General features: G+C 75.7%; 18 protein-coding genes. 9 read left to right on the forward strand and 9 right to left on the reverse strand.

The genetic code is table 11. The features are described 5' to 3' along the window. Positions 1-54: 54 nt before the first annotated feature. Entirely contained in the window at positions 55-624 is a 570-nt protein-coding gene (locus LC193_RS25620) for a GNAT family N-acetyltransferase (protein WP_226077744.1), read from the forward strand. A 39-nt stretch (positions 625-663) separates the two neighbouring features. On the opposite strand, the gene LC193_RS25625 is transcribed toward LC193_RS25620, so the two are convergent. Next, the gene (locus tag LC193_RS25625) at positions 664-1,683 is read right to left on the reverse strand and encodes a helix-turn-helix transcriptional regulator (protein WP_226077745.1); all 1,020 of its coding nucleotides are present in this window, start codon (positions 1,681-1,683) and stop codon (positions 664-666) included. A 256-nt stretch (positions 1,684-1,939) separates the two neighbouring features. On the opposite strand from LC193_RS25625, the gene LC193_RS25630 reads away from it, so the two are divergent. From LC193_RS25630 to LC193_RS25660, 7 genes are all read left to right on the forward strand, one after another. Then, complete coding sequence (locus LC193_RS25630) at positions 1,940-3,046, forward strand: winged helix DNA-binding domain-containing protein (RefSeq protein ID WP_226077746.1); 1,107 nt, start codon at positions 1,940-1,942, stop codon at positions 3,044-3,046. Between the two features lie 159 nt (positions 3,047-3,205). Continuing rightward, on the forward strand, positions 3,206-4,060 hold the full coding sequence (locus LC193_RS25635) for an RNA polymerase sigma factor SigF (protein WP_226077747.1): 855 nt from the start codon (positions 3,206-3,208) through the stop codon (positions 4,058-4,060). Positions 4,061-4,137: 77 nt separating this feature from the next. Beyond that, positions 4,138-4,620 (forward strand): ATP-binding protein, encoded by a 483-nt coding sequence (locus LC193_RS25640; RefSeq protein ID WP_226077748.1) that lies wholly within the window; start codon positions 4,138-4,140, stop codon positions 4,618-4,620. 119 nt (positions 4,621-4,739) lie between these two features. Beyond that, positions 4,740-5,813, forward strand: coding sequence for a LacI family DNA-binding transcriptional regulator (locus LC193_RS25645; protein ID WP_226077749.1), 1,074 nt, complete (start codon positions 4,740-4,742; stop codon positions 5,811-5,813). A 181-nt stretch (positions 5,814-5,994) separates the two neighbouring features. Continuing rightward, the gene (locus tag LC193_RS25650) at positions 5,995-7,122 is read left to right on the forward strand and encodes a Gfo/Idh/MocA family protein (protein WP_226077750.1); all 1,128 of its coding nucleotides are present in this window, start codon (positions 5,995-5,997) and stop codon (positions 7,120-7,122) included. Then, entirely contained in the window at positions 7,119-8,042 is a 924-nt protein-coding gene (locus LC193_RS25655) for a DUF6807 domain-containing protein (RefSeq protein ID WP_226077751.1), read from the forward strand. Before LC193_RS25650 ends, LC193_RS25655 begins: the two co-directional genes overlap by 4 nt. Continuing rightward, the gene (locus LC193_RS25660) at positions 8,036-8,782 is read left to right on the forward strand and encodes a cupin domain-containing protein (RefSeq protein WP_226077752.1); all 747 of its coding nucleotides are present in this window, start codon (positions 8,036-8,038) and stop codon (positions 8,780-8,782) included. The genes LC193_RS25655 and LC193_RS25660 overlap by 7 nt, the downstream gene beginning before the upstream one ends. A 67-nt stretch (positions 8,783-8,849) precedes the next feature. Here the strand turns inward: LC193_RS25660 and LC193_RS25665 are convergent, their stop codons facing one another. From LC193_RS25665 to LC193_RS25700, 8 genes are all read right to left on the reverse strand, one after another. Next, positions 8,850-10,067: an ABC transporter permease subunit gene (locus LC193_RS25665; RefSeq protein WP_318842209.1), complete on the reverse strand. Its 1,218-nt coding sequence runs from the start codon at positions 10,065-10,067 to the stop codon at positions 8,850-8,852. A 49-nt stretch (positions 10,068-10,116) separates the two neighbouring features. Then, on the reverse strand, positions 10,117-10,911 hold the full coding sequence (locus LC193_RS25670; protein ID WP_226077754.1) for an ATP-binding cassette domain-containing protein: 795 nt from the start codon (positions 10,909-10,911) through the stop codon (positions 10,117-10,119). 17 nt (positions 10,912-10,928) lie between these two features. Beyond that, on the reverse strand, positions 10,929-12,008 hold the full coding sequence (locus tag LC193_RS25675; RefSeq protein WP_404819484.1) for a substrate-binding domain-containing protein: 1,080 nt from the start codon (positions 12,006-12,008) through the stop codon (positions 10,929-10,931). An 11-nt stretch (positions 12,009-12,019) separates the two neighbouring features. Continuing rightward, positions 12,020-12,637, reverse strand: coding sequence for a histidine phosphatase family protein (locus LC193_RS25680; RefSeq protein ID WP_226077755.1), 618 nt, complete (start codon positions 12,635-12,637; stop codon positions 12,020-12,022). After that, entirely contained in the window at positions 12,634-13,680 is a 1,047-nt protein-coding gene (locus tag LC193_RS25685; RefSeq protein WP_226077756.1) for an NAD(P)-dependent oxidoreductase, read from the reverse strand. The genes LC193_RS25680 and LC193_RS25685 overlap by 4 nt, the downstream gene beginning before the upstream one ends. Positions 13,681-13,760: 80 nt before the next feature. Continuing rightward, positions 13,761-15,233, reverse strand: a complete 1,473-nt coding sequence (locus LC193_RS25690; protein ID WP_226077757.1) for an FGGY-family carbohydrate kinase — start codon at positions 15,231-15,233, stop codon at positions 13,761-13,763. Beyond that, positions 15,226-16,722 carry an FGGY-family carbohydrate kinase gene (locus LC193_RS25695; protein WP_226077758.1) on the reverse strand — a complete coding sequence of 499 codons (1,497 nt, stop codon included), beginning with the start codon at positions 16,720-16,722 and terminating at the stop codon, positions 15,226-15,228. Before LC193_RS25695 ends, LC193_RS25690 begins: the two co-directional genes overlap by 8 nt. A gap of 188 nt (positions 16,723-16,910) precedes the next feature. Then, complete coding sequence (locus LC193_RS25700; protein WP_226077759.1) at positions 16,911-17,717, reverse strand: DeoR/GlpR family DNA-binding transcription regulator; 807 nt, start codon at positions 17,715-17,717, stop codon at positions 16,911-16,913. 289 nt (positions 17,718-18,006) lie between these two features. Between LC193_RS25700 and LC193_RS25705 the strand changes: the two genes are divergently transcribed. Continuing rightward, on the forward strand, positions 18,007-19,341 hold the full coding sequence (locus LC193_RS25705) for a S28 family serine protease (protein WP_226077760.1): 1,335 nt from the start codon (positions 18,007-18,009) through the stop codon (positions 19,339-19,341). Positions 19,342-19,382 lie beyond the last annotated feature (41 nt).

The raw sequence follows: 19,382 nt of genomic DNA on the forward strand, positions 1-19,382 counted from the left end.
GTCCCGCACCACCCGGGCGCCCGCCGGGGCCGGACGGACTGGGATACTCCCGCCATGGACACCGGGGTGACGGGCGGCGGAACGCGACCGGGCGCGGCAGGGCCTGAACGGCCCGCGCCGGCGCACGCGGCGGACTGGTCGCTGCGGTCCGCGGTGGCGGCCGACATCGAGGTCATCGCGGAGCTGCGGGCCACGGTCATGCGTGCGGACCTGGAGCGCCTCGGGCGCTACGACGAGCACCGGGTGCGGCAGCGGCTGCGGGACTCCTTCTCCTCGCGGTACACCTCGGTCATCATGGCCGGCGGCGCGCTCGCGGGATGCGTCACGGTGCGGCCCGCCGACGGCAGGCAGTGGCTTGAGCACTTCTACCTGGCCCCGCACTGCCAGGGCCGGGGACTGGGAACCGCCGTGCTGCGGACGGTACTTGAGCGAACGGACGCGCAGGGCGCGGCCGTGGGGCTGATCGTCCTGCGGGGCAGCGCGGCCCGCCGGCTCTACGAGCGCCACGGATTCGCCGTGGAGGCCGAGGACGCGGTCGACATCCACATGGCGCGCCCGCCGGGGGCCGCGGCCGGTACTCCGCCGCACGCCCGCCTTGCGACCGCGCGCGTGCCCCGCGCCTGACGGCGCGGGAACGGCGCCCGGCAGGGGCGCGCGCCCGCCTCACGGCTCCTGGGCCGGGGGGCGGGCGCCGGGCCCCCGGCCCGCCGCGTCGGCGAAACGGCGCGCCAGCAGCGCGAAGGCGTCCCGCAGTTCCGCCGGGCCGACGACCTCGATGCCGGCGTCGAACCGTCCGATGGTCGCGGCCAGGCCCGCCCACGACCACGACCCGAGGACGAGCCGGCACCGGTCCGTGCCCAGCGCCTCGACGACCCCGCCGTGGGCGTACGGGGCCACGTCGGCCGCGGGCAGGTCGAGGATCACCTCGCCGCGGCAGGGCCAGTCCCCGGCGCCGTCCGCCCCGAGGAACCGGCGGGCCACGAACGAGGACACGTCGCCGCCCGGCACCTCGCGCGGGGTGAAGCGCGGCCCGGTGGGAGTGCGCGGACCGATCCGGTCGGCGCGGAAGGTCCGCCAGTCCTCGCGGTCGAGGTCCCAGGCCACGAGATACCAGCGCCCGCCCCACGTGACGAGGTGGTGCGGCTGGACGCGGCGCGGCGCGGCCTGCTCCCCGGCCTGCGACCCGGCCTCGGGGGCGGGGGAGTAGTCGAAGCGCAGCACCTCGCGGGCGTGGACGGCCGCGCCGATGGCCAGCAGCACATCGCTGTCCGCCCGCGGGGCCGCCCGCGCCCCGGGCCGTTCCACGGCGGTGACCCGCACGGTGTCGATCCGGTGGCGCAACCGCGCGGGCATGACCTGCCGGACGGTGGTCAGCGCGCGCGCCGCGGCCTCCTCGATCCCGGCCCCCGCGGTGGTGGCGACCTGGAGCGCCACGGCCAGGGCGACGGCCTGCTCGTCGTCGAACAGCAGGGGCGGCAGCTCCGAGCCCGCGTCCAGCCGGTACCCGCCGTCCGGGCCCTTGAAGGCCACGACGGGGTAGCCGAGTTCACGCAGGCGGTCGACATCGCGGCGCACGGTGCGCGGACTGACGCCGAGCCGTTCCGCCAGGAGCGCCCCGGGCCAGTCCCGGCGCGCCTGGAGCAGGGACAGCAGCGAGAGCAGCCGTGCGGACGTCTTCTGCATGCCGCCAGTATCCCCCCGGGAAGCGGTCACCTCCTGTCCTCTACACCTGGGAAAGTGGAGCGCGGGACCGGTACGGGAACCAGCAGGACCGGCAGGGAACGGCCCGGCCCCGCCGGTCCGCTTCGGGCCGACACGCATCCAGCGAAGGGAACGGCACCACCATGACGACGCGCGACCCGAGGCCCACCCGCGCCCCGGCCGCCAGGCGCCGCTCGGCCGCCAGGGAACCACGACCGGCCGGGGAGCGTGGCGCGGCATGAGCCGGACGACCGTTCTCGGCACCCGCGCGCTCAACCGCGCGACGCTCGCCCGCCAACTGCTCCTGCAACGCGCCGCCCTCCCCGCCGCCGACGCCGTCGCCCACCTCGGCGGCCTCCAGGCGCAGGAGCCGCAGGAGCCGTTCACCGGCCTGTGGTCGCGGCTGCGCGCGTTCGACCCGGCGGAGCTGTCCGACCTGCTCGTGCGGCGGGAGGTGGTGCGGGTGCACCTCATGCGCCGCACCGTCCACCTCGTGACCGCCGCCGACGCCCTGGCCTGGCGCGCCCGCCACGACGCCATGCTGCGGCAGCGGACCCTCGCGACCTACCGCCGCGAACTCGCCGGCGTCGACCTCGGTGAACTCGCCGCCGCCGGCCGGGAGGTGCTGGCCGACGGCGAGCCGCGCTCGATGGCCGAACTGGCCCGCGCGCTCGCCCCGCGCTGGCCCGAACCGGGACCGCGCCCCCTGGGGGAGATCCTCGTCGCCGCCCTGCTCCCGGTGGTGCAGCTGCCGCCGCGCGGACTGTGGCGCACGAAGGCCGGCGTGCGCAACGTGCTGCTCTCCACGTGGCTGGGGCGCGAGATCGACCCGCTGCCCCAGGACGCCACCGACCCCGTGGGCCGGGCGATGGCACGGCGCTACCTGGCCGCGTACGGCCCCGCCGCCTCCGCCGACCTGCGCGCGTGGTGCGGCCTCGCCGGGCTCCCGGCCGCGGTGGCCGCGCTGCGCGACGAACTGGTCGGCTTCCGCGACGAACGCGGCAGGGAACTGCTCGACCTTCCCGACGCGCCGCGCCCCGACCCGGACACCCCCGCGCCGGTGCGGTTCCTGCCGGCGTTCGACAACGCGGTCCTCGGCTACCACGACCGCGGACGGATCATCGACGACGCCCACCGCAGCCTCTCGGTCGCGGGGGAACGCGTCGTCCTGGTCGACGGCCGGGTCGCCGCGACCTGGCGCGCGGCGGCCGGGACCGTCACCGTCACGCCGCTGCGGGCTCTGACCCGGCCCGAGCGCGCCGAAGTGACCGAGGAGGGACGGGCGTTGGCGTCGTTCCTCTCCGACGGGGAGAGCGATCACGTCCGCATCGCCACGCGCGACTGACCGGCACGGCCCCCCGTTTCGCCGCACCGGTGCGGCGAAACGGGGGCGCACGGAAGCGAAAGGAGATCGAAAAAGATGTGCATGCCCCGCCTGGGCCGGGGTAAGCGCCGTTCAACGACAGCCGGGGAACGGCTCGACGCACTACCTGTGGGAGGGACGATGACGACGGTGATGACGACGTCCGTAAGGCCGGCGGAGCCCAGCACCGACGCGCGGCTGCCCGAGATCGCCGACCCACGGAAGGTGACGCCGCGCGACGCGCGCGGCCTCTCCAAGCTGTACTTCGACCGCCTCGCGGAGCTGGAGGAGGGCACCCAGGAGTACCAGGACGTCCGCAACACGCTCATCGAGATGAACATGTCGCTCGTGCGGTACGCGGCCGGGCGGTTCCGCAGCCGCGGCGACGACATGGAGGACATCGTCCAGGTCGGCATGATCGGCCTCATCAAGGCGATCGACCGCTTCGAGCTGACGCGCGAGGTGGAGTTCACCACCTTCGCCGTGCCGTACATCGTGGGTGAGATCAAGCGCTTCTTCCGCGACACGACCTGGGCCGTGCGCGTGCCGCGCCGCCTCCAGGAGGCCAGGCTCGAACTGGCCCGCGCCACCGAGGAGCTGAGCACCCGGCTCGGGCGCGCCCCGAAGGTCGCGGAGCTGGCCGCTTTGATGAACCTCACCGAGGACGAGGTCATCGAGGCCCGGGTGGCGTCCAACGGCTACCACTCGTCCTCGCTCGACGCCGCCATCAGCAGCGACGAGGAGGGCGAGACGGCGCTCGCCGACTTCATCGGCAAGGATGACCCGGCGATGGAACTCGTCGAGGACTTCCACGCCCTGGCCCCCCTGATCGCCGGGCTCGACGAGCGCGACCGGCGCATCATCCACATGAGGTTCGTCGAGGAGCTGACCCAGACCCAGATCGGGGAACGGCTCGGCGTGTCCCAGATGCACGTGTCCCGGCTGCTGGCCCGCACCCTGGCCCGGCTGCGCAAGGGAATGCTCGCCACGGGCTGAGGCGCGCCGTTCCGCCGCGACCGGGACCGGGGAGACGGGCGGTGGGGGCGGGGCCTCAAGGCAGCACAGGAGAGGTGATGGGGGCAGCGATGACCGTGGAGGCCGAGCGGCCGCGGGACCGGGAGGCGGAGCAGCCGCGCGAGCGGCCCGCGCCCGAGCAGTGGCACCGCGCGGTGGAGTGGCGGAGCTTCCCGCAGACGAGCGAACGCGCCCGCGACCTGACCCGTTGCTACCTGCCCAGCCTTCCGTACGCGGCGGGTTCCGTGGATCTCGACGCCGTGCTGCTCGTGGTCTCCGAACTCGTGACGAACGCCGTCAGGCACGCCGACGGGGTCACCGCCTTCCGCCTTGAGGCGGGTCCGGGCGGCGTGGCGGTCCTGGTGTCGGACGCCAGCGCGCGCCGGCCGGTGATCCGCGAGTACGCGCCCTCGCGGGCCGGCGGGTTCGGCTGGCGCCTGGTGCACCAGTTGGGGAACGCGGTGACCGTGCGGATCGATCCCGGCGCGGGCAAGACCATCCGGGTCCACGTCCCCGTCCAGCCCCCCGTTCCCGCCGCCTGACGCCGGTCGCCGCCCGTGCGGGGCACACTGGTGGGGCACGACCGCGCGGCCCGCCGGGTCCGGGCGCGCCGGCGATCCGGCCGGTCACCGGCGGGCGGCGGGCCCGCGGGACACGGGAGATGAGGACACCGCACATGCCGGAGCAGGGCACGGCGCCGCCCGACCACCCGGGGAGACCGGCGACCATCCACCACGTGGCACGCCTGGCCGGGGTCTCCCACCAGACGGTCTCGCGCTTCCTGCGCAACGACCCCGCCATGCGGCCGGAGACGGCCCGCAAGGTCTCGCGCGCCGTCGACGAACTGGGCTACCGTCCCAACCTCGCGGCCAGGTCCATGCGCACCCGCCGCTCCAACCGGATCGCCGTCATCCTCCCCGACGCCACCAACTTCGTTCCCGCCGGAGTGCTCAGCGGCGCGGCGGCGGCGGCGCACGAGGCCGGCTACCTGCTCGACATCGTCGGGCTCGCGGGAGACGCCGCGGAACGCGCCGCCCGCATCGGGACGCTGCTCCAGCCGGAGCACGTCGACGGCATCCTGTCGTTCACGCCCCTCGCCGAGAACCTGGCCGCGTTCGCGCGCACGACGACGCCCCGCGTGCCGGTCGTGATCGACGGGCAGTACGACGACAACATGCGCTCGCGCGGCCTGCTGGCCGACGCCACCGCGGCGGCCGACATCGTCGAACATCTCGCGGGCCTGGGGCACCGGGAGTTCGCGCACGTCGCGGGCCCGCCCTCGTGGCCGTCGGCGCGCAACCGGCGCGCGGTCTACGAGGCGACCGTGGCGCGGCTCGGCCTCACCTCGCGCGCCGTCGTCGAGGGGGACTGGAGCGTGCGGTCGGGGTTCGAGGGAGCGGTCGGAGTCATCGCCGGATCGGGCGCCACGGCGGTCTTCGCGGCCAACGACCGGGTGGCCTTCGGCGTGGTCCGCGGCCTCCAGAGCGTCGGCGTGGACGTGCCCGGAGAGGTCAGCGTCTTCGGCTGGGACGACGAGGAGATGGGACGCTACCTCGACCCCCCGCTCTCCACGGTCCGGGTCGACCGGGAGCGCCAGGGGCGGGAGGCCGTGCGCCGCCTGCTGCGCGTCCTCGCGGGGGACTCCGGGCCCGCGCCCGAGGCGCTCGACGCGACGGCGCTGCACCGCCTGGTGCTCCGCGGCTCCACCGGCCCGGCCCCCGGCCGCGCCGGCTGACCCCCGCCGCCCGCCGCCCGGGAACGCCGTTCGCCCGCCACCGCCCGCGCGAGGCGGCCCGCCCGACGCCGGGACAGGGCCGCGAACTGGTGCAAAGGTCTTGTGTGATCGTTCACTCGGCGCCTAAAGTCCTGGTGAAAGCGCTTTCTGCGCTTACTGCATCGCGCGAGGAGTTGCCCGCATGCCCGAACCCCCTTCCCGCCCCGGCCGGCTGCGCGCCGCGGTGGTCGGCACCGGCGGCATCGTCACCGGCTGCCACCTGCCCGCGCTCCGGGCCCACGCCGACCGGGTCGAGCTGGTCGCCGCCGTCGACGTCGACCAGGAGCGGCTCGACGCCTTCCGCCGGGCCGCCTCGGCCGGCGGCGCGGACGTCCCCGGCTACCTCGGCCTCGACGCCATGCTCGCCGAGGCCCGCCCCGACCTGGTGCTCATCGGCACCCCGCCCGCGCTGCACCGCGAGCAGACGGTGGCCGCCCTGCGCGCCGGGGCGTGGGTGCTGTGCGAGAAGCCCCTGTGCCTGTCCCCGGCGGAGTACGACGAGATCGCCGCGGCCGAGGCGGAGACCGGCGCGTTCGCCTCCGTGGTCTTCCAGCACCGCTACGGCTCGGGCGCCAGGCACGCGCGCCGGCTGCTGGAGTCGGGCGAGCTGGGCCGCCCGCTGGTGGCGCACTGCCAGACCACCTGGCACCGCGACCGCGCCTACTACGCCGTGCCGTGGCGCGGGCGTTGGGCCACCGAGGGCGGCGGGCCCACGATGGGCCACGGCATCCACCAGTTCGACCTGCTGCTGCACCTGCTCGGCGACTGGGTCGAGGTGCGGGCCATGGCCGCGCGGCTCGTGCACGACGTGGAGAGCGAGGACGTGTCGACCGCGCTGGTGCGCTTCGCGAGCGGCGCGCTCGCCACGGTCGTCAACAGCGTGCTCTCGCCCGACGAGGTCAGCCGCATCCGCATCGACTGCGCCGACGCGACCGTCGAGCTGACCCACCTCTACGGGTACGGCAACGACGACTGGACCTACACCCCGGCCCCGCACGTCGCGGCCGAACGCGTCGCCGCCTGGCGCACCCCGCCCGAGGACGTGCCGAGCTCGCACGCGGCGCAGCTCGGCGCGCTGCTCGACGCGCACGAGAGGGGCGCACCGCCGCCGGGCAGCGGCGCGGAGGCGCGCCGCACCGTCGAGTTCGCGGCGGCGCTGTACAAGTCGGCGTTCACCGGCCGCCCCGTGCTCGCCGGTGAGATCGCGCCCGGCGACCCGTACCACCAGGCCATGCACGGCGACCACCCGGACTGGAGCCCGAAGCGATGACCATCGAGGTGACCCACACGCACGGCGAGCGGTTCGCCGTACGGGCCGGCGGCGTCGAGCTGCTGAGCTACGTGTACCGGCCCGACCCCGACCCGTTCGAGTCGCGCAAGCCCTACGTCCATCCGCTGCGCACGCTCGGCGGCCGACTGGTGAGCGGCTACCGGCCGAACGACCACCGGTGGCACAAGGGCCTCCAGATGACCGCGAGCCACCTGTCGGGGCAGAACTTCTGGGGCGGCAACTGCTATGTGCACGGCGAGGGGTACCGGCGGCTGCCGGAGCGCGTCGGGTCGATGCGGCACGACGGGTTCCCCGCCGTCGAGGCGAGCGGCGAGCGGTTCGAGCTGGCCGAGGACCTGACCTGGGTCGAGAACGGCGGCGCCGAGTGGGCGCGCGAACGCCGCGGCCTCGCCGTGCACGCGGTCGACGCCGCGGCCGGGGCCTGGGCGCTCGACTGGTCGATCCGGCTCACCAACATCCGCGACGAGCCGCTGCACTTCGGCAGCCCGACCACGGCGGGCCGCGAGATGGCCGGCTACACCGGCCTCCAGTGGCGCGGGCCGCGCGACTTCACCGGCGGCGCGGTCTTCGGACCCGGCGCGGAGGAGGGCGCGGAGCGGCTGATGGGGACCCAGGGCCCGTGGCTGGCGTTCACGGCCGAGCACGACGACGTGGACGAGCGCTCCACGCTCGTGTTCGCGCACGCGCCGGAGAACCTCGACGCGTCCTCGGCCGTGCACGAGTCGCACTGGTTCGTGCGCTCGGAGCCGATCCCGACCGTCGCGTTCTCGTGGGCGTTCTTCGAGGAGTTCGCGCTCGCGCCCGGCGAGTCGTTCGCCTACCGCTACCGCGTGCTGGTGGCCGACGGCGCCTGGGACCGCGAGCGGGTGGCCGCGCACCTCGCGGGGCTGCCGTGGTGAGCCTGCCGCACCCGCTGCCAGGGGCGGTGGGCCTCTCCCACCTGGACGCCTACCCGTGGGAGGCGGCGGACGGGGTCTGCGGCGGCAGCCCGCACCTGCACCTGGTGTGCACGGAGGCGTACGTCGTCACCGGCGGGGAGGGCGCCGTCCAGACCCTGAGCCCCGACGGCTACCGGGACATCCCGCTGCGGGCGGGGTCCGTGGCCTGGTTCGCGCCCGGCACCGTGCACCGCATGGTGCAGGGCGGCGACCTGCGCGTCACGGTGCTGATGCAGAACAGCGGGCTGCCCGAGGCGGGGGACGCCGTCTTCACCTTCCCGCCCGACGTGCTCGCCGACCCCGAGCGCTACGCGGCGCGGGCCGCGCTGCCCGCGCGGAGCGGGCCCGAGGCCGAGGCGGCGGCCCGGCGGCGGCGCGACCTGGCGGTCGAGGGCTACCTGCCGTTGCGCGAGGCGCTCCTGGCCGGGGACAACGGCCCGTACCTGGCGTTCCAGCGGGCCGCGGCCCGCCTGGTGCGGCACCGGGTGCCGCGGTGGCGGGAGTTGTGGCGGGCAGGCGCGCTCGCCGCCGCGCAGCGCACCGGCGCCCAGCTGGACGCGCTCGAAGCGGGCGACCCGGCGTACCTCGCGGAGTCCCGCGCGTTCGACGCCGGACCCTCGCGGCGCGGCGGTTTCGGCATGTGCGGTCTGCGCGAGGAGTACGAGCTGCCCGGCACCACCCTGGCCCACCAGGACGAGTGAGCCGCCCGGTGGCGCGGTGCCCCGCGGCCCGGCCGGAGCGGAGAGGCGGGCCGGGCCGCGGGGCGGCTCAGGCGCGGCCGTGCGACGCGCGGGAGCGGCGGGCCGCGGAGTCGAGGGCGACGGCCAGCGCGAGGACGAGGCCGGTGATGATGAACCGGAACGAGGAGTCCAGGTCGAGCAGCGTGAGGCCGCTGGAGACCGACTGGATGACCAGGATGCCGAGCAGCGCGGAGAACGCGCTGCCCCGCCCGCCGAACAGACTGGTGCCGCCGATCACGGCCGCGGCGATGGCGTTGAGGTTGACGTCGCCCGCGCCGCTCGCCTGGTTGGCCGCGGCCAGCCGGGAGGCGGCGAGCATCCCGCCGAGCGCGGCGAGCGTGGAGCACAGCACGAACACGGACGTGTAGGTGCGCCGCACGTTGATGCCCGCGCGCCGCGCCGCCTCCGCGTTGCCGCCGACGGCGAAGACGGAACGGCCCCAGCCGGTGCGCGTGAGCGCGTAGTGCAGCGCGAGCACCAGGCCCACGAAGCACACGAACATCCAGCCGACGCCGCGCCCCTGGTTGAGGTACCAGACCGCGAACCCGAGCCCGGCGAGCACGGCGGCGCTGCGCGCCGCGAGCAGCCCGGTGGAGCGGGCCGAGAGCCCGGCCGCCCGCCGCGCCCTGGCCCGCGCCCGGCCGGCGAGCAGCAGCCAGCCGGCCGCGACCGCCACGAGCACGTAGGACAACCAGGCGGGGACGAAGGCGAGTTGCGCGAAGCGCACCAGGCCGGAGTCGTACGGCAGGTTGATCGCGCCGGTGTCGCCGAGCAGCCACAGCTGCACCCCGAGGAAGCTGAGCAGTCCGGCAAGCGTGGCCACGAAGCTGGGCACGCCGAGGCGGGTGACCATCTGGGCGTAGAGCCAGCCGATCGCCGCCCCGGCGCAGAGCGCCGCCGCCATGGCCACCACCATCGGCCGGCCGGCGTCGACGAAGAGGATCGCGGTGAGCGCCGCCGACAGGCCGCTGACCGAGCCGACCGACAGGTCGATCTGCCCGACCAGCAGCACGCAGACGACGCCGAGCGCGATGACGCCGACCGAGGCGCTCTCCATCAGCAGGTTCACCAGGTTGGCGCTGGAGAGGAACACCGGATTCGCGATCTGGAAGATCGTCCAGATCACGGCCAGGCCGACGACGATCGGCAGCACGCCCAGGTCACCGGAGCGGACGCGGTCGAGCAGGGCGGCGGGCAGCGCCCGCGCGCCGCCGCCCCGGCGCAGCCGTTCGTCGGCCAGGTCCATCGGCGGTCCCGCCGGTGTCGCGGGCGCCCCGGTCGCGCCGGTCGTGCGGTCACTCATCGCCGCGGTCCTCCCTCCGGTGCGCCCGCCGCGGCAGCGCGTCCGCGCCGACGACGGCCGCGATGATGTCCTGGGCGGACGCCTCGCGGGCGTCGAACACCCCGTTGTTGCGGCCCAGGCGCAGCACGGCCACCCGGTCGGCCACGGCCCGCACCTCCGCCATGTTGTGGCTGATCATGATCACGCCGAGGCCGCGTTCCCTGAGCCGTTCGACCAGGTCGAGCACTTCGGCGGTCTGCGCGACGCCGAGCGCGGCGGTCGGCTCGTCGAGGATGACGACGGACGGGTCGCCGAGCAGCGAGCGCGCGATGGCCACGGTCTGCCGCTGCCCGCCGGACAACGACGCCACCGGCACCCGCACGGACGGGATCTTCGCGGACAGCTGCCGCAGCAGCTCCCACGCCCGCACCTCCATGGCGACCTCGTCGAGCCGCGCGCGGCGCACCTCGCGGCCGAGGAAGAGGTTCGCGACGACGTCGAGGTTCTCGCACAGCGCCAGGTCCTGGAAGACGGTGGCGATGCCGAGGGCCCGCGCGTCGGCCGGGCCGCCGATCGAGGCCGGCCGCCCGGCGAAGACGAGGGAGCCCCGGTCCGCGCGGTGCACGCCGGACAGGATCTTCACCAGGGTCGACTTGCCCGCGCCGTTGTCCCCGACGACGGCGACCACCTCGCGCGGGAAGACGTCGAGCGCGACGTCGGTGAGCGCGGCGACCGCGCCGAAGCTCTTGTGGATGCCGCGCAGCGACAGGATGGGCTCCGGCGCGGCGCCGGTCGGCTCTGCTGACACGGTCGGCTCCTTCCCGTTCAGGTCAGGCCGGCTTCGGCGCAGGCCGTCGCGTACGGGGGGGTGCACACGTCCGCGACCTCGACCTGCCCGGATTCCGCGAGGACGTCGGGCAGGTTGTCGAGGGTCACCACCGTGGGCTCGAACAGCTGCGCCGGGGTGTCGAACACCTCGGTCTCCGCCTCGGGTTCCTCCCCGATGACGAACTGGTGGGCCGCCTCGGCCGCCGCCTCCGCGACGATACCGATCGGCTTCGAGATGGTGTTGTACTGCTCGCCCGCGACGATGCGCTGGGCGGCGGCCACCTCGAAGTCGTTGCCCGTGACCGGGGGCACCGGCACCCCCGCCGCCTTGAACGCCGCGATGGCGCCGCCGCCGGTGCCGTCGTTGGCGGCGACCACGCCGGCGATGCCGCCGCCGAAGCGGCTGATCTGCCCGCCGACCCAGGACTGCGCCTCGGACGGCTGCCAGTCGGGCGTGTCGTACTCGGCGAGCAGCTCGTAGCCGCTGTCGTCGATGGCGTTGTGGATGCCCTGCTTGATCAGTCCCGCCGCCGCGTCCGTGGGCGAGCCGTTCACCTGGAGCAGCCCGCCCTCGGCGCCCGTCGCGTCCAGGTGCTCCACGAGGGAGCGGCCGATGCTCTCGCCGATCGCCTCGTTGTCGAAGGAGATGTAGTGGTCGGGCGGCGTCTGGAGCACGGGCCTGTCGTAGGCGATGACCGGAACGCCCTGGGCGCGCGCGGTGTTGACGATGGAGGCCGCCGCCGTGGAGTCGACGGGGTCGATGACGATGACCGAGACGCCCTGCGCGAGCGCCGAGTTCGCCTGCTCCTGCTGCCTTGAGGCGTCGGCGCCCGCGTTGTTGTAGATCACCTCGCAGCCGGGGCACAGCTCCGCCATCCGCTCCTCGAACAGCGGGCTGTCGTACAGCTCGTAGCGCGTCGAGGCGATGTCGGGCATCAGGAACGCGACCTTGGCGTTCTCGGCGTCGCCCGTGCCGCCGCCGCCCTCCTCGGCGGCGCAGGCGGTCGCGGCGGTCAGCGCGAGGAGCGTGAGCAGCGCGGCGGCTGCGGAGGCTGAGGAGTCGAAGGGGCGTCGCACGGAACTTCCTTTCACGACGGCGGGAAGGGACGGTTCAGCGAGAGCAGGGAGGCGGGTCCTGCCGGGTCGGCGGGCAGCCCGATTTCGGTGACCGCGACGTTGTCGAGCCGGGGGAACAGCCGCCGGTAGCCGGCCAGGGGCAGCCCGAGCAGCGCGCACAGCGCCAGCCGCAGCGCCGTGCTGTGCCCGACGACGAGCACGGTGCCGGCCGGGTGCAGGGCGCCGAGGCCGCGCAGGGCCGCGGCGGTGCGCGCCGCGGCGGCGGGCGGCGGCTCGGCGCCGGGGAACGGGTGGGCCACCGGGTCGGCCAGGAAACGGCGCACGAGCGCGGGGTCCGCCTCGTCGCGGGTGCGGCCTTCGAGCGCTCCGAAGTCGACCTCGCGCAGGTCGGGGACCAGGCGGAGCGGAGCGCCGACGGCCCGCGCCGCGGGCGTCGCGGTGCGCACCGCGCGCCGCAGCGGCGAACTCGCCACGGCCGTCACGCCCTCGGCCCGCGCGCCGCGGGCCAGCGCCTCGACCTGGCGCAGTCCGCGGGCGGTGAGGCCGGGGTCGCTGCGCGCGCCGGCGTAGCGGTTGTCGCGGTGCCACTCGGTCTCCGCGTGCCGCACCAGCAGCAGCCGCCCGGTCACAGGACCGCCGCCCCGGGCCCGGCGGGGTGCAGCGGCGGCTCGCCGCGCAGCCAGCGGCCGGCCTCGGCCGCGACCATGCGGGCCGCGCGCCGCGCGACGGCCCGGCTGGCACCGGCGAGGTGGGGGGTGAGGACCACGTTCGGGGCGCCGCGCAGCGGGTGTTCCGGCGGCAGCGGCTCCACGTCGTAGACGTCGAGGCCCGCGGCGAACAGGTGCCCGGAGCGCAGCGCGGCGGCGAGCGCCGCGTAGTCGAGCAGGCCGCCCCTGGCGCAGTTGACCAGCACGGAGCCCGGCCGCATCGCGGCGATCTCGGCGGCGCCGACGAGTCCCGCGGTCTCCGGCGTGAGCCGCGCGTGCAGCGACACCACCGTGGCGGCGGCGAGCAGTTCGGCCAGTGGGACCGTGCGCACCCCGGCCGGCAGGGCCGCCGGGTCGGCGTACGGGTCGGCCACCAGGACCTCGGCGCCCAGGGCCAGCAGCGCCGCCGCCACGCGGCGGCCGATCGCGCCCGCGCCGACCAGCCCGACCGTGGCGCCCTCGACCTCCAGGCCGGTCGCGTCCCAGGCGTACCGTTCGCTCTCCCAGCGGCCCGCGAGCAGACCGGCGTGCGCCTGCGGGATGCGGCGCATCGCGGCGAGCATCAGGCCGAGCGCGTGCTCGGCGGTGGACGCCGCGTTGCGGCCTGGCGCGAACGTCACGGTGACGCCCCGCCGGGCGGCGGCGGCCAGGTTCGCGTTCACCGGGCCGCCGCGGGAGACCGCGAACAGCTCCAGGTCGGGACAGGCGGCGAGCACCCGTTCGGTCAGCGGCGCCATCTGGGTCAGGCAGACCCTCGCCCCGCGCAGGGCCTCGATCAGCTGCTCCTCGGTGCCCGATGCCTCGTCCACCTCGGCGACGCGCCCGAACGGCACGTGCGGCCACGGCAGTTCGAGTTCGCGCGGCTGCCAGGCGGCCGGGCCGCCCTCCGCCTCCAACGCCTCGGCGAGCAGGCGGTTGAGCACGAAACGGTCCCCGGCCAGGAGCACGTGGATCGGTTCCGACACGGTGGGGGTCCTTCCTCGCGGCGTCCGGATCTCGGCGGTGGCGTCCGTTCCTCTGCGGGCCCGGGGCGCGGGCCCGCGCCTCACCCGGGGCCCGTGGCGAACCGGGGGTCGAGCCAGCCCGCGTCCGCGAGCCGGCGCACGAACGCGTGGTAGGCGGGCATGAGCCGGGCCGTCCGCGCGGCGTCGGGCGCCAGCGTGCGCCGCACCCGCACCAGGCGCCCGGCGGCGGCCGGCAGATCGGTCCCGGGGCCGAGCGAGCCGGCCGCGAGCACGGCCATGCCCAGGGCCGGCTCCGGATTGGCGGGCAGGCGCACCGGCACCCCGAGCATGTCGCAGCGCAGCTGGTTCCACCACGCGTTGCGGGTCGCGCCCCCGGTGAACGTGACCGGCCCGCCGACATCGGCGCCGGCCCGCGCGAGCACGTGGAACGCGAGCCGTTCGATGTGCGCGACGCCCGTGCACACGGCCGCGAAGTCCGCCGCCCGGTCCCCCGACGCGGCCAGCGGCCCGTTGCCGAGGAACCCGCGCGCCCGCGGCGCGACGAACGGGAACCGCTCGCCCTCGCCGACCAGCGGATAGCAGGGCGGCACGCGGTCCACCCGCGCGGCGGCGCCGGTCAGCGCGTCGAGGTCGGCGTCGGGGAACAAGGCGCGCACGGCGCCCGCGCCGGTGCTCGACGCGCCGCCGGGCAGCCAGAGGCCGTCGTGCGGCGCGCGGTGCGAGTAGACCGCGCCGGTCGGGTCGCGGGGGAGCGTGGCGCTGACGCCCTTGAGGGTCAGGGTGGTGCCCAGCACCGCGTTCCACTCGCCCACGCGGACCGCGCCCGCGGCCAGTTGCGCCGCGCACCCGTCGGTCATGCCGGCCAGCACGGGCGTGCCGCGCGGCAGCCCGGTCCTGGCCGCGGCGGCCCGGGAGACGCCCCCGAGCACCGACCCGGGGCGCACCACCTCGGGCAGCAGCGCGGGATCGACGCGCAGCCGCGCCAGGACGTCGGCGGGCCAGCGTTCGGCGACCAGGTCGTAGCCCGTCTTCAGCGCGTGGCTCGCGTCGCTCGGCACCGGGTGGCCGACGAGGGCGGAAGTGACCACGTCCGGCTGGTGGGCCAGCCGCACGCCCGCGCCGAGCAGGCCGCGCTCGCGCCACCACAGCACTTTCGGCAGCGCCCACGCGGGCTGCATGCGGTAGCCGAGACGGCTCCACAGCGCGACGCCGGCCTCCTGCGCCTCGGCGGCCAGCGGCCCGGCGCGCGTGTCGTCGTACATCAGCCCCGGCGTGCGGTGGCCGCCGTCCCGGCCGGTCAGCACGACCGTGCCCGAGGTGGCGCACACGGCGAGCGCGCCGACCGGGCGGCCCCGCAGCGCGGCCGACAGGTCGGCCAGCGCGTCGGCGGACCGCTCCCACCAGTGCGACGGGTCCTGTTCGTGCCGGGGCCCGGAACGCCGGCTGTGCAGCGGGCGCGTGGCCGCCGCGACGGTGCGGCCCTCGTCGTCGACCGCCAGGGCGCGCACGCTCTGCGTGCCGAGGTCGACCCCGGCCCACACCGGCTCACTCATCGCCGGGCCCCTCGCCCCAACGGGCCGCGGCCAGCCGCCTGGTGGCGAGGAACTCCGCGTGCTCCCGCTCGTACAGGGCGCGCAGGTCCTGGTCGGGCTCGAAGCGTCGGCCCGGCCCGACCAGCGCCCCGGCCGCGGCCGGCAGGTCCCTGTGGGCGCCGAGCGCGGTCAGCGCGAACAGCAGGGCGCCCTTCGCGCCGACCTCCGTGTCCCGCGCGGTGGCCGTGGGCACGCCCGTGATGTCGGCGATGAGGCGGCACCACAGGGCGCTCGCCGTGCCCCCGCCGCACAGCCGCAGTTCGGTGGGCCGGCCGGGGGCCGCGTCCAGGCAGTCCCGTATGACGTGGGCCAGCCCTTCGAGCACCGCGCGGGCGAGGTGGGCGCGGCCGTGCGGGAACCGGAGGCCGGCCACCAGCCCGCTGGCCGACGGGTCGAGGAACGGCGCCCGTTCACCCGCGGGCGAGAGGTAGGGCAGGAGCCGCAGCCCGTCCGCGCCCGGCGGCACCCCGGCGGCCAGGTCCGACAGCTCGTCGTGGTCGCGCAGGCCGAGCAGCGCGACCGTCCAGTCCAGCACGCCGGTGCCGGCGAGCGTGGGGAAGGCGCGCATCAGCAGCCCCGGCACGCCGAAGTCCAGGGTGAGCCCCGAGGGCTCGCCCCCCAGCTCTGCCCGGTCGACGAGGATTTCGGTGCACAGCGTGGTGCCCAGGACGCAGGTGGCGTGGCCCGCGGCCGTCGCGCCGGTGCCGAGCGCGGTCGCCACGATGTCGTAGGGCGCGAGCACCACCGGGGTACCGGCCGCGACCCCCAGCTCACCGGCGGCTTCCGAGGTCAGCTCGGCGACCAGGCCGTCACCCGAGAGCAGCGGCGGCAGCAGCCGGCGGTGCTCCGTCAGCCCGTACTCGGCGAGCAGCGACTCGCCGTAGGCGCCGGTGCGGAGGTCGAGCCACGGCGCCGACGCCTCCGAGGCGTCGATGCCAAGACGCCCCGTCAGCCGCAGGAACAGCCAGCTGCCGCAGGTCAGCACGGCGTGCGCGGCGTCCAGCGCGTCCGGTTCCTCCTCGGCGAGCACCCGCAGGATCGCGTTCGGCAGCCCGGCGTTGGTGAGCGAGGCGTTGACGCGGAACGCGCGCTCAAGCACCCCGTCGGCGCGCCAGCGGCGCACGACACCGGCCGCGCGGGCGTCGTTCCACAGCACCGCGCGGCGCACGGGCCGGTGGGCGCGGTCCACGAGCCAGGCGCCGTCGCCCTGCGCCGTGACGGCGATCAGCCGCACCGGCTCCGGCACCCGCCGCACGGCCTCGGCCGCGGCGGCGGCGACCGCGCGCCACACGGCGGCCATGTCCTGCTCCGCGCGGTCCGGTCGCGGATGGGCGACCGCGGTCTCGCGCCGGGCGACGGCGAGTTCGCGCCCCTCCTCGTCGAAGACCACGGCTTTGATCACGGTCGTGCCCGCGTCCACGCACACCGCGACCGGTCCGTTCACCGCCACCTGCCGCACCTCTTCCCCTGCCGAGTCCGAAGTGAGGCGTATTACACGCACAGCGCCGGGACTTAGCAACTTTTCACATCGATCTTGGTGACGGGGAACGGCCGCGGCGGCGAAACGGCAGGTGAACACCCGCTGTGGCGCAGGTCACTTGTGGAGGGCTCGTGTGAACTTCACATGACGGGCCCGCGTCAGGGGACGTCGACGACATCGAGCCTGGCGCCCCGTGCCCGCAGATCGCGCAGCGTGGCCGGTGCCGTTCCGCCGTCGACGACGACGCGGCCCAGATCGGCGAGGGCGCACAGCCGGTGCGGCGCGCGCCGGTCGAACTTCGTGTGGTCGATCATCGCGACGCTGCGCGCGGCGGAACCGAGCAGCGCCCGCCGCGTCACCGCCGTGCTCGGGGACTGGAGGTAGCACACGCCGTCCGCGACGGCGGTCGTCGACAGGAACAGCACGTCGGGGCGCAGCGCCGCGGCGGCCCGCGCGGTCTCCCGGCCGAGGAAGGAGTCGTACGACGCGTCGTAACGGCCGCCGAGCCCCACGAGTTCGATGCCGGGCTGCGCCGCGAGGGCCCGCACCACCGGCAGGAAGTGGGTGACGACCGTCAGCGGCGCCCGCCGCGGCAGCAGCCGCGCCAGCACGAGCGAGGTCGTGCTGTCGTCCAGGGCGACGACCTGGCCCGGCCGGACCTCGCTGCCGAGCACTTCGCGGGCCATGGCCTCCTTGGCCGCCACCTGCGCCCGCATCCGGTGCTCAAGGTCGCCGTGGAACCTGGTGGTCGGCGCGCTCGTCGCGCCGCCGCGCACCTTGTGCAGGAACCCGCGCCGCTCCAACTCGTCCAGGTCCCGGTGCACCGTCATGATGCTCACGCCGTAGCGCCGGGCCAGCGCGTCCACCCGGACGAACCCCGCCTCCGCCACCTGCCTGCGCATCGCCACCCGCCGCAACTCCGGGTTGCGCCCCGCGCCTTCGGAGCCCATCGGATCGCTCACCACGGCGCAAGCATGGCACGCCGGCCGTCCGGCGCGCCGGTGCCGGAACGCCCTCGGCACGCGAACGGCACGCGGCGCGGCACCCGGCGGGTGCCTCTTCGCTCGCGGCACCGCTTCCGCCGGCGCGCCCGCCGCCGCCCGACGGCCCGTCAGCACCGTCGCGTACGCGGCCATATGGCCGTTCGACCGGGGAGAAGCAGCAGTCGAACCACGCGTCCCGCGCGTTCAACTCGCCCACCACGACCAGTTGGTAGGTTCTGCGCCGTTCACCAATGCACATCGGGAGGACCACATGCGCCACCGCAAGAGATGTCTCGCCACCGCCGTCGCGATCGCCGGGGCGTCCGCGTTCGTCGGCGGCCCCGCCCTGGCCGACACGGGCCCCGACGCGGCCGACATCCGGGACCGCGTGCTGGCCGTCCCGGGCATCAGCCTGATCGAGGAGAAGCCCGCGGAGAACGGCGACCGCTTCTTCCTGCTGGAGTTCACCCAGCCCGTGGACCACCGCGACCCCGGCGGGGAGACGTTCCAGCAGCGCGTCTCCCTGCTGCACACGGACGAGGAGCGGCCGACCGTCTTCTGGACCGGCGGCTACTGGATCAACACGCAGCCCGCCTACAGCGAGCCGACCCGCCTGCTCGACGGCAACGAGGTCGGCATGGAGCACCGCTTCTTCATGGAGTCCGTGCCCTCCGAGGACGACTGGAGCACGCTGGACATCTGGCAGGCCGCCAGCGACCAGCACCGCGTGCACGAGGCCCTCGACGACATCTACGCCGAGGAGTGGATCGCCTCCGGCCGCAGCAAGGGCGGCATGATGGCGACCTACTACCGCTACTACTACCCGCAGGACACCGCGGGCGCCGTCGCCTACGTCGCGCCGAGCAACACCAACCGCGACGACACCAGGGCCTACGACGACTTCCTGAACACCGTCGGCACCCCAGAGTGCCGCGCCGCGCTCGAAGACCTGGAACGCGAGGCCCTGCTGCGCCGCGACGAGATGGTCGGCCTGCACACCGCGTGGGCCGAGGAGAACGGGGCGACGTTCGAGACGGTCGGCAGCGCCGACGCGTCGTTCGAGTCCGGTCCCGCCATGCTGCGCTGGGCCTTCTGGCAGACCGCGACGACGGCCGACTGCGCCGACATCCCCGAGACCACCGCGTCCACGCAGGAGATCTACGACTACCTGGCCGCGACCACCGGCTTCGGCAGCGACCAGGAGCTGAGCGCCTCGGCCCCGTACTACTACCAGGCCGCGACGCAGCTGGGGAACCCGGTCTACTCCATCGACCACATCGACGACCTGGTGCGGTACCCGGAGCAGCTGTACTCGGCGGCGTTCGTGCCCGACCACATCGAGCTGCCCGAGTTCGACAACCGCGAGATCATCTCGATCGACCGCTGGGTGCGCGCGAAGGGCTCGCACCTGCTCTTCGTCAACGGTGAGAACGACCCCTGGGGCGCCAAGCCGTTCACGGTCGGCCCGGGCGACAGGGACGCCTACGTGCTGACCGCGCCGGACGCCAACCACGTGCAGACCTCCATCGGCGCGCTCGCCCCGGACGACCGCGAGCTGGCCACCGGCGAGCTGCGCGAGTGGGCCGGGCTCGGCGCCGAGGGCTGACCGGGGCGGGCACCGCCCCGACGCGCCCCGCGCACCGCGGG

The sequence above is a fragment of the Streptomyces marincola genome, assembly GCF_020410765.1.
GTDB lineage: Bacteria > Actinomycetota > Actinomycetes > Streptomycetales > Streptomycetaceae > Streptomyces > Streptomyces marincola.